The 12878-nt window shown below is 42.7% G+C and carries 11 protein-coding genes; 9 read left to right on the forward strand and 2 right to left on the reverse strand.

Annotation, left to right across the window (positions count from 1 at the left end):
- Positions 1-18: 18 nt before the first annotated feature.
- Together era and der are read left to right on the forward strand one after the other, a co-directional pair.
- Complete coding sequence (gene era / locus NQ505_RS09365; RefSeq protein ID WP_004297147.1) at positions 19-900, forward strand: GTPase Era; 882 nt, start codon at positions 19-21, stop codon at positions 898-900.
- 48 nt (positions 901-948) lie between these two features.
- Positions 949-2262: a ribosome biogenesis GTPase Der gene (gene der / locus NQ505_RS09370; protein ID WP_004297149.1), complete on the forward strand. Its 1314-nt coding sequence runs from the start codon at positions 949-951 to the stop codon at positions 2260-2262.
- A 106-nt stretch (positions 2263-2368) separates the two neighbouring features.
- On the opposite strand, the gene lptB is transcribed toward der, so the two are convergent.
- Positions 2369-3130, reverse strand: coding sequence for an LPS export ABC transporter ATP-binding protein (gene lptB, locus NQ505_RS09375; RefSeq protein ID WP_004297152.1), 762 nt, complete (start codon positions 3128-3130; stop codon positions 2369-2371).
- 75 nt (positions 3131-3205) lie between these two features.
- Between lptB and NQ505_RS09380 the strand changes: the two genes are divergently transcribed.
- Positions 3206-3949 (forward strand): MlaE family ABC transporter permease, encoded by a 744-nt coding sequence (locus tag NQ505_RS09380; RefSeq protein WP_004297154.1) that lies wholly within the window; start codon positions 3206-3208, stop codon positions 3947-3949.
- The gene (locus NQ505_RS09385; protein ID WP_004324648.1) at positions 3946-4716 is read left to right on the forward strand and encodes an ABC transporter ATP-binding protein; all 771 of its coding nucleotides are present in this window, start codon (positions 3946-3948) and stop codon (positions 4714-4716) included. Before NQ505_RS09380 ends, NQ505_RS09385 begins: the two co-directional genes overlap by 4 nt.
- 65 nt (positions 4717-4781) lie before the next feature.
- Here the strand turns inward: NQ505_RS09385 and NQ505_RS09390 are convergent, their stop codons facing one another.
- Complete coding sequence (locus tag NQ505_RS09390; RefSeq protein WP_004297160.1) at positions 4782-5027, reverse strand: RNA recognition motif domain-containing protein; 246 nt, start codon at positions 5025-5027, stop codon at positions 4782-4784.
- Positions 5028-5468: 441 nt separating this feature from the next.
- Between NQ505_RS09390 and tig the strand changes: the two genes are divergently transcribed.
- From tig to guaB, 5 genes are all read left to right on the forward strand, one after another.
- Positions 5469-6824, forward strand: a complete 1356-nt coding sequence (gene tig, locus NQ505_RS09395) for a trigger factor (RefSeq protein WP_004297162.1) — start codon at positions 5469-5471, stop codon at positions 6822-6824.
- A gap of 143 nt (positions 6825-6967) precedes the next feature.
- Positions 6968-7630: an ATP-dependent Clp endopeptidase proteolytic subunit ClpP gene (gene clpP, locus NQ505_RS09400; RefSeq protein WP_004297164.1), complete on the forward strand. Its 663-nt coding sequence runs from the start codon at positions 6968-6970 to the stop codon at positions 7628-7630.
- 2 nt (positions 7631-7632) lie between these two features.
- Positions 7633-8877: an ATP-dependent Clp protease ATP-binding subunit ClpX gene (clpX, locus tag NQ505_RS09405; protein WP_004297166.1), complete on the forward strand. Its 1245-nt coding sequence runs from the start codon at positions 7633-7635 to the stop codon at positions 8875-8877.
- Between the two features lie 168 nt (positions 8878-9045).
- Complete coding sequence (recQ, locus tag NQ505_RS09410; protein ID WP_004324651.1) at positions 9046-11226, forward strand: DNA helicase RecQ; 2181 nt, start codon at positions 9046-9048, stop codon at positions 11224-11226.
- A gap of 86 nt (positions 11227-11312) precedes the next feature.
- Positions 11313-12791: an IMP dehydrogenase gene (gene guaB / locus NQ505_RS09415; RefSeq protein ID WP_009000238.1), complete on the forward strand. Its 1479-nt coding sequence runs from the start codon at positions 11313-11315 to the stop codon at positions 12789-12791.
- Positions 12792-12878: the final 87 nt, after the last annotated feature.

The raw sequence follows: 12878 nt of genomic DNA on the forward strand, positions 1-12878 counted from the left end.
CCAATAAAATAAAGAGAAATGCATAAAGCAGGTTTTGTAAACATCGTAGGAAATCCGAATGTCGGAAAGTCGACATTGATGAATGTCTTGGTGGGCGAACGTATTTCGATCGCTACCTTCAAAGCGCAGACTACTCGTCACCGGATTATGGGAATCTATAATACGGATGAGATGCAGATTGTTTTTTCTGATACTCCGGGTGTGTTGAAGCCCAATTATAAGCTACAGGAGTCTATGCTGAATTTTTCTACTTCGGCATTGACGGATGCGGATATCTTGCTTTATGTAACGGACGTGGTGGAGACGCCGGATAAGAATAATGAGTTTATGGAAAAGGTGCGTCAGATGACGGTGCCTGTTCTCTTGCTCATCAATAAGATAGATCTTACAGATCAGGAAAAACTGGTAAAGCTGGTGGAAGAATGGAAAGAGTTGCTTCCCCAAGCCGAAATTATTCCGATTTCTGCTACATCAAAGTTCAATGTAGACTATGTGATGAAGCGGATCAAAGAACTGCTGCCCGATTCTCCTCCTTATTTTGGAAAGGATCAGTGGACGGATAAGCCTGCCCGTTTCTTCGTGAATGAGATTATCCGGGAAAAGATTCTGCTCTACTACGATAAAGAGATCCCCTATTCGGTGGAGGTTGTTGTGGAAGAGTTTAAGGAAGAACCGAAGAAGATTCATATTCGGGCGGTGATTAACGTGGAACGTGATTCGCAGAAAGGAATCATTATCGGTAAACAGGGAAAGGCGTTGAAGAAGGTGGCTACCGAGGCTCGCCGTGAACTGGAACGTTTCTTTGGAAAGACTATTTTCCTCGAAACGTATGTGAAAGTGGATAAGGATTGGCGTAGTTCGGATAAGGAACTCCGCAATTTTGGTTATCAGTTAGATTAAGAGTATTCATGCGACTGTGATAGTCGTGAAAAAACAAGGTATTGAACTATGGGTAATTTAGTTGCAATTGTAGGACGCCCGAATGTGGGCAAGTCTACCTTATTTAACCGTCTGACGAAGACTCGTCAGGCTATTGTGAATGAAGAAGCGGGTACAACCCGCGACAGACAATATGGCAAGTCTGAGTGGCTGGGCCGTGAATTCTCTGTGGTTGACACCGGTGGATGGGTGGTCAACTCGGATGATGTCTTTGAAGAGGAAATCCGTAAGCAGGTATTATTGGCTGTGGAAGAAGCGGATGTCATTCTGTTTGTAGTGGATGTGATGAATGGAGTGACTGACTTGGATATGCAGGTAGCTGCTATTCTGCGTCGTGCTAATAGTCCGGTGATTATGGTTGCCAATAAAACGGATAACCACGATTTACAATATAACGCTCCCGAATTCTATAAACTGGGATTGGGCGATCCGTATTGCGTTTCTGCCATGACAGGAAGTGGTACGGGTGATTTGATGGACTTGATTGTCAGCAATTTCAAGAAAGAATCATCAGAAATCCTGGATGATGATATTCCCCGTTTTGCTGTGGTAGGACGTCCGAACGCCGGAAAGTCTTCCATTGTAAATGCATTTATTGGGGAAGAACGTAATATCGTAACAGAGATTGCCGGAACTACCCGCGACTCTATCTATACTCGTTACAATAAATTCGGATTTGATTTTTACCTGGTGGATACAGCGGGTATCCGTAAGAAAAACAAGGTAAATGAAGACTTGGAATATTATTCAGTCGTTCGTTCGATTCGTTCTATCGAAGGTTCGGATGTTTGTATTCTGATGTTGGATGCTACAAGAGGTGTTGAGGGGCAGGACTTGAATATCTTCTCTCTGATTCAGAAGAATCAGAAAGGTCTGGTAGTTGTTATAAATAAGTGGGATTTGGTGGAAGATAAATCTGTGAAAGTACAGAAAGCGTTTGAGGAAGCTGTTCGCTCGCGTTTTGCTCCGTTTGTCGATTTCCCGATCATCTTTGCTTCTGCACTGACTAAGCAACGTATTCTGAAAGTGCTTGAAGAAGCACGTAGTGTGTATGAGAACCGGACGACAAAAATCCCGACCGCACGTTTGAATGAAGAAATGCTTCCGTTGATCGAGGCTTATCCGCCTCCTTCAAATAAAGGTAAGTATATCAAAATTAAATATATCACACAGTTGCCGAATACACAGGTGCCTTCATTTGTATATTTCGCCAACTTACCGCAGTATGTGAAAGAGCCATACAAACGTTTCCTCGAAAATAAGATGCGTGAGAAATGGAATCTGACAGGTACTCCGGTTAATATTTATATTCGACAGAAGTAAATAAAAAAGATACGGATTGTCTCAATTATATAGAATATATATAGAGACAATCCGTGTCTTTTTATAAATATATCTCTGTGAGATCTTGTATTACTTTGTAGTAGACTTATTTTTCCAACTGGAAATCTTTTCGGCGTAACACGAAGCTGTTACTCAAGTATTTTTCACGTACAATCTGATTTTCCGATAATTCTTCCGGTGTTCCCTGGAAAAGGATCTTTCCTTCGAACAGCAGATAGGCGCGGTCTGTGATACTAAGCGTTTCCTGTACGTTGTGGTCGGTAATCAGGATTCCGATATTCTTGTCTTTCAGTTTCCATACAATTTGCTGGATATCTTCTACGGCAATCGGGTCGACACCGGCAAAAGGTTCGTCAAGCATGATGAATTTGGGGTCGATGGCAAGACAACGGGCAATCTCTGTACGGCGGCGCTCACCTCCCGACAACTGGTTACCTTTATTTTTGCGTACCTTTTGCAGACGGAACTCTGCAATCAGGCTTTCGAGTTTCTCTTTTTGATATTCTTTGGGCTTGTTGGTCATTTCCAGTACAGAGGCGATATTATCTTCCACGCTCATCTGGCGGAAAACGGATGCTTCCTGTGCAAGGTAGCCGATTCCCGTTTGTGCGCGTTTGTAAACCGGATATTTGGTAATTTCCAGGTCATCGAGGAAAATACGTCCTTCATTAGGAGTAATCAACCCTACAGTCATATAGAATGAAGTCGTCTTACCGGCACCGTTCGGTCCCAGCAAACCTACAATCTCACCTTGCTTCACATTGATGGAAACGTGGCTTACAACGGTTCGTTTACCGTACTTCTTAACCAGGTCTTCCGTGCGGAGCACCATCTTGCTTTCTTCCATATTCTAGTTATTTTGCGGCAAATGTAGTAAAAATAAGCTGAAATAATGTACATTTGCAGACAAATAGTGTGAGTTATGATAAAAGCATTGAGAACCGTCGGGAGATATTTCATGCTGATGGGACGGACTTTTTCCCGCCCCGAACGTATGCGTATGTTCTTCCGGCAATACCTTAACGAGTTGGAGCAGCTAGGTGTGAACTCCATCGGTATTGTGCTGTTGATTTCGTTTTTCATCGGCGCAGTGATTACCATCCAGATTAAGTTGAATATCGAAAGTCCATGGATGCCCCGCTGGACAGTGGGATATGTGACACGTGAAATTATGTTGCTGGAATTTTCTTCCTCCATCATGTGTTTGATTCTTGCCGGAAAAGTCGGGTCGAATATCGCTTCGGAATTAGGAACGATGCGGGTGACGCAACAGATTGATGCGCTCGAAATTATGGGTATCAATTCGGCGAACTACCTGATTTTGCCTAAGATTACGGCGATGGTGACTGTTATCCCTATTCTAGTGACATTTAGTATCTTTGCCGGAATCATCGGTGCCTTTTGCACGTGTTGGTTTGCCGGGGTTATGAATGCTGTCGATCTCGAATATGGTTTGCAGTATATGTTTAACGAATGGTTTATCTGGGCGGGTATCATCAAATCCCTCTTTTTTGCGTTTATCATTGCAAGTGTGTCCGCTTTCTTCGGATACACGGTAGAGGGAGGTTCGATTGCTGTAGGAAAGGCTTCTACGGATGCCGTAGTATCCAGCAGTGTATTGATTCTGTTTTCAGACTTGATATTAACTAAACTTTTGATGGGATGATTGAGATTAAAGGACTTTATAAATCATTTGATGACAAGACAGTATTGAGTGATATCAATGCTGACTTTGCAAATGGAAAGACAAACTTGATTATCGGTCAGAGTGGTTCCGGTAAGACGGTGTTGATGAAATGTATTGTAGGATTGCTAACTCCGGAGAAAGGGGAAGTCTTGTATGACGGGCGTAACCTTGTCCTGATGGGGAAGAAGGAGAAGAAGATGCTTCGCAAGGAAATGGGAATGATTTTCCAGAGTGCGGCTCTTTTTGACTCTATGACCGTATTTGATAATGTGATGTTTCCACTGAATATGTTTAGCAACGATATCTTGCGTGACCGGATCAAACGGGCGATGTTCTGTCTGGATCGTGTGAATCTGGGGGAAGCGAAAGATAAGTTTCCGGGAGAAATCAGTGGTGGTATGCAGAAGCGTGTGGCTATTGCGCGTGCGATTGCCTTGAATCCGCAATATCTGTTTTGCGATGAACCGAACTCGGGGCTGGACCCGAAAACGTCGTTGGTGATTGATGATCTGATCCACGATATTACGCAGGAATATAACATGACGACCATTATCAATACGCATGATATGAACTCTGTATTGGGAATCGGTGAGAAGGTGATTTATATTTATGAGGGACATAAAGAGTGGGAAGGTACGAAAGATGATATCTTTACTTCTACCAATGAACGACTGAATAACTTTATCTTTGCTTCCGACTTGCTCCGTAAGGTGAAGGACGTGGAAGTGCAGGGAATGGAAGGGTAATAAAAAAACTTCTGTCATCGGGTGACAGAAGTTTCTTTTTTTCTTAGCTATGTTAGCGTCGGCAATTAAGCTCTAGGTCTAGCTTCTTTAACTACCATTGTACGGCCCATGTATTCAGCTCCGTTCAATTCAGCAATAGCTTTTGCAGCTGCAGCGTCGTCTTCCATTTCGATGAAAGCGAATCCTTTGGATTTACCGGTTTCACGGTCCATAACAACTTTAACTGATGATACTGCTCCGTAATCTTCCATCACTTGTTGCAGATCTCCTTCCTTAACACGGTAGTTAAGGTTTCCAACATAAATGTTCATAATGAAAATGATAAAAAATAAATAAATGAATAAAACTCTCTGGATAGATGGTTACTAATAAAAAGATTAAAACGACAGAGAGTTTACAAATGCGTTTTGGTAACGGAAGTAAAAACCTTGTAATCAAATCGAGAAACTAATGGTCCATCAATCCGCAACAAAGAAAAGAATAATTTTTGGATTAACCATCTTTTTGGAAAGTTAATTTGCGGATTATCAGAAAAAAAGTAGGCCGGGGGAACCTGGCGGGGTGGGTGTTGATGGTGATTTTATCTTGTTTATAGATGGAATATCAGTGAAATATCGATAAAAGATGTGTGAAAGATGGGTGGCGTTGCTGAAATAAATCTGCAATGTCTTTTGAAATTTGAAAGATTAGCACTAATTTTGCACCCTCTTTGAGTATAGAACAAAGTATAAATCAAATAAATAATTGTCAGAATGAACGTTTCATTACAAAACATTGACAAAGTAAGCGCAGAGCTTACTGTAAAGCTTGAGAAAGCCGATTATCAGGAGAAAGTAGACAAAGAGTTGAAGTCACTCCGTCAGAAGGCACAGATTCCGGGATTCCGTAAAGGTATGGTTCCGACAAGTCTTATTAAAAAGATGTATGGTAAGTCGGTAATTGCAGAGGTTGTGAATAAGGCACTGCAAGAAGCTGTTTACAATTATATTAAAGAAAATAAGGTGAATATGTTGGGCGAGCCGTTGCCTAACGAAGAAAAGCAACAGAATATTGATTTCGATACAATGGAAGAATTCGATTTCGTATTCGACATCGCTTTGGCACCTGAATTTAAAGCAGAAGTAAGTGCTAAAGATAAAGTAGATTATTATACTATCGAAGTTTCTGACGAAATGATCGACAACCAGGTGAAGATGTATACTCAACGCACTGGCAAGTATGATAAGGTAGACGCTTACGAAGATAATGATATGCTGAAAGGTCTGCTGGCACAGTTGGACGAAGAAGGCAACACAAAAGAAGGTGGCATTCAGGTAGAAGCTGCTGTGTTGATGCCTGCTTACATGAAGAACGACGATCAGAAAGCTATTTTTGCTAATGCAAAAGTAAATGATGTATTGGTGTTCAATCCGAATGTGGCTTATGACGGACATGCTGCCGAACTGGGTTCTTTGTTGAAGATTGACAAGGAAATTGCAAAAGACGTGAAGTCTGATTTCAGCTTCCAGGTAGAAGAAATCACTCGTTTTGTTCCGGGTGAATTGACTCAGGAAGTATTCGACCAGGCATTCGGCGAAGGTGTTGTGAAGACTGAAGAAGAATTCCGCGCTAAGATTAAAGAAGAAATCGCAGCTAGATTTGTGGCTGACAGCGATTATAAATTCCTGATCGACATTCGCAAGGTGATGATGGAAAAAGTAGGTAAACTGGAATTCTCTGATGCCCTGCTGAAACGTATCATGTTGCTGAACAACGAAGAAAAGGGAGAAGAATATGTTGCTGAAAACTATGATAAGAGCATTGAAGAACTGACTTGGCACCTGATTAAGGAACAGTTGGTTGAAGCAAACGATATCAAAGTAGAACAGGAAGATGTTCTGAAGATGGCTAGAGAAACAACAAAGGCACAGTTTGCTCAATACGGTATGTTGTCTATTCCTGACGATGTGCTTGACAACTATGCACAGGAAATGTTGAAGAAGAAAGAAACTATCAATAATTTGGTAAGTCGTGTGGTAGAAGTGAAGCTTGCTGCTGCTCTGAAAGCGCAGGTTACTTTGGAAAACAAGAACGTTTCGATCGAAGAATTCAATAAAATGTTTGAGTAATCATTCGGTTGAATAAAATATAAAGTCACAGAAACACAGAGTTTTTATAAAATTATAACTCTGTGTTTTTTTGTGTCTCTGTATTCTTTTTCGTTTCTTTGTACTTACGTTTATTTTTAATTTATAAGAAAGGAACAATTAACATGGATGATTTTAGAAAATACGCAACCAAGCATTTAGGAATGAATGGCATGGTATTGGATGATGTGATTAAGTCGCAGGCCGGGTATTTGAATCCCTATATTCTGGAAGAAAGACAGTTGAACGTAACTCAACTCGACGTTTTCTCCCGTTTGATGATGGACCGCATCATTTTCCTTGGTACACAAGTTGATGACTATACAGCTAATACGCTCCAGGCACAGTTGTTGTATCTGGATTCTGTGGATCCGGGTAAGGATATCTCTATCTATATCAACTCTCCGGGCGGAAGTGTATATGCCGGACTGGGCATTTATGATACGATGCAGTTTATTTCAAGCGATGTTGCTACCATCTGTACAGGTATGGCAGCTTCAATGGCAGCCGTATTGCTGGTTGCCGGTGCTGAAGGCAAACGTTCTGCATTGCCTCACTCACGTGTGATGATTCATCAGCCGATGGGTGGTGCGCAGGGACAAGCATCGGACATTGAAATCACAGCTCGTGAGATTCAGAAATTGAAGAAAGAACTTTATACGATTATCGCCGATCATTCGCATACTGATTTCGATAAAGTATGGGCGGACTCTGACCGTGACTACTGGATGACAGCTCAGGAAGCGAAAGAGTACGGTATGATTGATGAGGTATTGATTAAGAAATAAAAATGGCTGATTCAAAAACAAAGAAAAGGTGTAGCTTCTGTGGACGGTCGGAGAATGAAGTCGGATTCCTGATTACGGGAATGAACGGTTACATCTGCGACAGCTGTGCTACCCAGGCTTATGAGATCACTCAGGAAGCATTGGGAGAAGGCAAGAAAAGTGCAGGAGCTACCAAGCTCAACTTAAAAGAACTGCCCAAACCGGTAGAAATCAAGAAATTCCTCGACCAGTATGTGATCGGGCAGGATGATGCGAAACGCTTCCTTTCCGTATCGGTCTATAACCATTATAAACGTTTGTTGCAAAAAGACAGCGGTGATGATGTGGAGATTGAAAAGTCGAACATTATTATGGTGGGTAGTACCGGAACCGGGAAAACGTTGCTCGCACGCACGATTGCTAAGTTACTGCACGTGCCGTTTACTATTGTAGACGCTACAGTGCTGACGGAGGCCGGTTATGTGGGCGAAGATATCGAAAGTATTTTAACCCGTTTGCTTCAGGTGGCAGATTATAATGTACCTGAAGCTGAACAGGGTATCGTTTTTATCGACGAGATCGACAAAATTGCCCGTAAAGGAGATAATCCTTCCATCACTCGCGACGTGAGCGGTGAAGGCGTACAGCAGGGATTACTGAAATTGCTCGAAGGTTCTGTGGTGAACGTACCTCCCCAGGGAGGCCGTAAACATCCGGACCAGAAGATGATTCCGGTAAATACCAAGAATATTCTCTTTATCTGCGGCGGTGCGTTCGACGGTATCGAGAAGAAGATCGCCCAACGGTTGAACACCCATGTCGTAGGTTATACGGCATCGCAGAAAACAGCGACGGTAGACAAGAATAACATGATGCAGTACATCGCTCCACAGGATTTGAAGTCATTCGGACTGATTCCCGAAATTATCGGACGTCTTCCGGTATTGACTTATTTGAATCCGCTGGACCGGGATGCGCTTCGTGCGATCCTTACCGAACCGAAAAACTCAATCATCAAACAGTACATCAAACTGTTTGAAATGGATGGTATCAAGCTGACATTTGAAGATGATGTCTTCGAATATATCGTCGACAAGGCGGTAGAATATAAGCTAGGTGCCCGCGGATTGCGCTCTATTGTGGAAACAATTATGATGGATGTCATGTTTGAAATCCCTTCAGAGAACAAAAAAGAGTATAAGGTGACGCTGGATTATGCAAAGATGCAACTGGAAAAAGCGAATATGGCACGACTACAAACCGCTTAAAATCAAAGAGTAAGGCTACAGAAAATGATCGTAACTGTATTTTCTTGAAAATATTAGTCGCATTTTGCTTGGTAATTACGAAGTTGTTTATAACTTTGTTTGGCTCTCTTGAAGAAGAGAACATACTTAAAGTTAAACCATGAACTGAATAAAACAACCTTAGTTAAGATGGCAGGGAAGATTAATTTAACAGATGAACTGAAAAAGTATTTCGGATTTAATAAGTTCAAGGGAAACCAGGAAGCGATCATTAATAACTTGCTCGATGGTAAAGATACCTTTGTACTGATGCCTACCGGTGGCGGGAAATCTTTATGCTATCAGCTACCTTCGGTCTTGATGGAAGGTACGGCAATCGTAATTTCTCCGCTCATTGCGTTGATGAAGAATCAAGTGGATGCAATGCGCAATTTCAGTGAAGAAGATGGCGTCGCCCATTTTATCAATTCTTCATTAAATAAAGGCGCGATAGACCAAGTGAGGTCGGACATCCTTGCCGGAAAGACAAAATTGCTATATGTAGCGCCGGAGTCGCTGACGAAAGAAGAAAACGTAGAGTTTTTGCGTTCGGTAAAGATTTCGTTCTATGCAGTGGATGAAGCTCACTGTATTTCTGAATGGGGCCATGACTTTCGACCGGAATACCGGCGGATTCGCCCTATTATCAATGAAATAGGTAAAGCTCCGTTGATTGCGCTTACCGCAACGGCGACACCGAAGGTGCAGCATGATATCCAGAAAAATCTGGGAATGGTAGATGCTCAAGTCTTCAAATCTTCGTTCAACCGTCCGAACCTTTATTATGAGGTACGTGCGAAGACCGCTAATATTGACAGGGATATTATCAAGTTTATCAAAAACAATCCGGAGAAATCGGGCATTATCTATTGCCTTAGCCGGAAAAAAGTGGAGGAACTTGCTGAAATCCTGCAGGCAAACGGTATCAATGCGCGTCCTTATCATGCTGGAATGGATTCGTTGACCAGGACCAAGAATCAGGATGATTTCCTGATGGAAAAAGTGGACGTTATTGTAGCAACTATCGCTTTCGGTATGGGAATTGACAAGCCGGATGTGAGGTTCGTGATTCACTACGATATTCCAAAGAGTCTGGAAGGGTATTACCAGGAGACCGGGCGCGCCGGTAGAGATGGCGGTGAAGGTCAGTGCATAACCTTTTATACAAACAAAGACCTGCAGAAACTGGAAAAGTTCATGCAAGGAAAACCTGTGGCAGAGCAGGAAATTGGCAAGCAGCTTCTGTTGGAAACCGCTGCTTATGCCGAATCTTCCGTATGCCGACGCAAGACGTTGCTGCATTATTTCGGTGAAGAATATACGGAAGAAAATTGTGGAAATTGTGACAACTGTTTAAACCCTAAAAAACAAGTGGAGGCTCAAGAGTTATTGTGTGCCGTGATTGAAGCGATTATCGCGGTGAAAGAAAATTTTAAGGCAGATTATATTATAGACATACTACAAGGTAAAGAAACTTCCGAAGTACAGGCGCATTTGCATGAAGACCTCGAAGTCTTCGGCTCCGGTATGGGTGAAGAGGATAAGACATGGAACGCAGTGATTCGTCAGGCGCTGATTGCAGGTTACTTGAGCAAAGATGTGGAGCATTACGGACTCCTGAAAGTGACGGAGGAAGGACATAAGTTCCTGAAGAGACCGAAGTCATTCAAGATTACCGAGGACAACGATTTCGAAGAGACGGAAGAAGAAGTTCCGGCACGCGGCGGTGGCTCCTGTGCAGTAGACCCGGCTCTTTATTCCATGTTGAAGGACTTGCGGAAGAAACTCTCGAAGAAACTGGAAGTACCGCCTTATGTGATCTTCCAGGACCCGTCTTTGGAAGCAATGGCTACCATTTATCCGGTGACATTGGACGAGTTGCAGAATATACCTGGCGTAGGTGCCGGAAAAGCAAAACGTTATGGTGAAGAGTTCTGTAAATTAATCAAACGCCACTGTGAAGAGAATGAGATAGAACGTCCGGAAGACCTGCGGGTACGTACGGTTGCCAATAAATCTAAGATGAAGGTAGCTATTATTCAGGCTATCGACCGTAAAGTGGCGTTAGATGATATCGCTCTTTCCAAAGGGATTGAATTTGGTGAACTGTTGGACGAGGTAGAAGCGATCGTTTATTCGGGAACCAAACTGAATATAGATTACTTCCTGGAAGAAATCATGGATGAAGATCATATGCTTGATATCTACGATTATTTCAAGGAATCTACCACTGATAAGATTGATGATGCGCTTGACGAATTAGGCGATGACTTCACGGAAGAGGAAGTTCGTTTGGTACGTATTAAGTTCATCTCTGAAATGGCTAATTAAAAAAGCGAAAAAAATAGGCGTGCAGGTATGCGGTTTTGAATAAAAACCGTATATTTGCACGCAATAATTTTTAAACGCATAGCCCTATGTCATTTATTGCTGATAAGATTGTAATGGATGGGTTGACTTACGACGACGTATTGTTGATCCCCGCTTATTCTGAAGTTTTACCGCGCACTGTCGATCTCTCGACTAAGTTTTCAAAAAACATTGAGTTAAAAATTCCTTTTGTGACGGCTGCCATGGATACGGTTACCGAAGCGAAAATGGCTATTGCCATTGCTCGTGAAGGTGGTATCGGTGTGATTCACAAAAATATGTCTATCGAAGAACAGGCAAGACAAGTTGCTATCGTAAAGCGTGCCGAAAATGGTATGATTTATGACCCTGTAACGATCAAAAGAGGTTCTACTGTTCAGGATGCACTGGACATCATGGCGGAATATAAAATCGGTGGTATCCCTGTGGTAGATGATGAAGGTTATTTGGTGGGTATTGTTACCAACAGAGATTTGCGTTTCGAAAGAGACATGGCAAAACATATTGATCTTGTCATGACTCCGAAAGAAAGATTGGTGACTACTAACCAGTCTACTGACTTGGAATCTGCTGCACAGATTCTTCAGAAACATAAGATTGAGAAACTTCCGATTGTCGGAATGGACGGAAAGTTGATCGGTCTTGTCACTTATAAAGATATTACAAAAGCAAAAGATAAACCGATGGCTTGCAAAGATGCCAAAGGTCGTCTGCGTGTAGCTGCCGGTGTAGGTGTTACTGCCGATACGCTGGATCGTATGCAGGCATTGGTGGATGCCGGTGCAGATGCAATCGTGATTGATACAGCTCACGGACACTCTAAGTTTGTGATTGAAAAACTGAAAGAAGCAAAGAAACGCTTCCCGAATATTGATATTGTGGTAGGTAACATTGCTACCGGAGAAGCTGCCAAAGCTTTGGTGGAAGCTGGTGCGGATGCTGTGAAAGTAGGTATCGGTCCGGGTTCTATCTGTACAACTCGTGTGGTTGCCGGTGTAGGTGTTCCACAGTTATCGGCTGTCTATGATGTAGCGAAAGCGTTGAAGGGTACAGGTATTCCTTTGATTGCCGATGGTGGTTTGCGTTATTCGGGCGACGTGGTGAAAGCATTGGCTGCCGGAGGATATTGCGTAATGATCGGATCATTGGTTGCCGGAACAGAAGAATCTCCGGGTGACACTATTATCTTCAATGGTCGTAAATTCAAATCCTATCGTGGTATGGGTTCATTGGAAGCAATGGAGAACGGTTCGAAAGACCGCTACTTCCAGAGTGGAACTGCTGATGTGAAGAAGCTTGTTCCCGAAGGAATCGCTGCCCGTGTTCCTTATAAAGGTACGCTTTTCGAAGTTGTGTATCAGCTGACTGGCGGTTTGCGTGCAGGTATGGGATACTGTGGCGCTGCTAACATTGAGAAACTTCATGACGCTAAGTTTACCCGCATTACCAATGCAGGTGTAATGGAAAGTCATCCGCACGACGTGACGATTACCAGTGAATCGCCTAACTATAGCCGTCCGGAATAATAGATAGATACGGTGAACTATTAACGGTGAACGGTGAACAGGCTGTATAATCAGCAGGGTGTTCACTGCTCACCGTTTGTTGTTTGA

Source organism: Bacteroides sp. D2 (assembly GCF_025147085.1).
Classification (GTDB): domain Bacteria; phylum Bacteroidota; class Bacteroidia; order Bacteroidales; family Bacteroidaceae; genus Bacteroides.

What these genes read in the sequence shown, in the direction of transcription:
- era (WP_004297147.1), top strand. Translation starts at nt 19, where the DNA reads ATGCATAAAGCAGGTTTTGTAAACATCGTAGGAAATCCGAATGTCGGA.
- der (WP_004297149.1), top strand. Translation starts at nt 949, where the DNA reads ATGGGTAATTTAGTTGCAATTGTAGGACGCCCGAATGTGGGCAAGTCT.
- lptB (WP_004297152.1), bottom strand. Translation starts at nt 3,130, where the DNA reads ATGGAAGAAAGCAAGATGGTGCTCCGCACGGAAGACCTGGTTAAGAAG.
- NQ505_RS09380 (WP_004297154.1), top strand. Translation starts at nt 3,206, where the DNA reads ATGATAAAAGCATTGAGAACCGTCGGGAGATATTTCATGCTGATGGGA.
- NQ505_RS09385 (WP_004324648.1), top strand. Translation starts at nt 3,946, where the DNA reads ATGATTGAGATTAAAGGACTTTATAAATCATTTGATGACAAGACAGTA.
- NQ505_RS09390 (WP_004297160.1), bottom strand. Translation starts at nt 5,027, where the DNA reads ATGAACATTTATGTTGGAAACCTTAACTACCGTGTTAAGGAAGGAGAT.
- tig (WP_004297162.1), top strand. Translation starts at nt 5,469, where the DNA reads ATGAACGTTTCATTACAAAACATTGACAAAGTAAGCGCAGAGCTTACT.
- clpP (WP_004297164.1), top strand. Translation starts at nt 6,968, where the DNA reads ATGGATGATTTTAGAAAATACGCAACCAAGCATTTAGGAATGAATGGC.
- clpX (WP_004297166.1), top strand. Translation starts at nt 7,633, where the DNA reads ATGGCTGATTCAAAAACAAAGAAAAGGTGTAGCTTCTGTGGACGGTCG.
- recQ (WP_004324651.1), top strand. Translation starts at nt 9,046, where the DNA reads ATGGCAGGGAAGATTAATTTAACAGATGAACTGAAAAAGTATTTCGGA.
- guaB (WP_009000238.1), top strand. Translation starts at nt 11,313, where the DNA reads ATGTCATTTATTGCTGATAAGATTGTAATGGATGGGTTGACTTACGAC.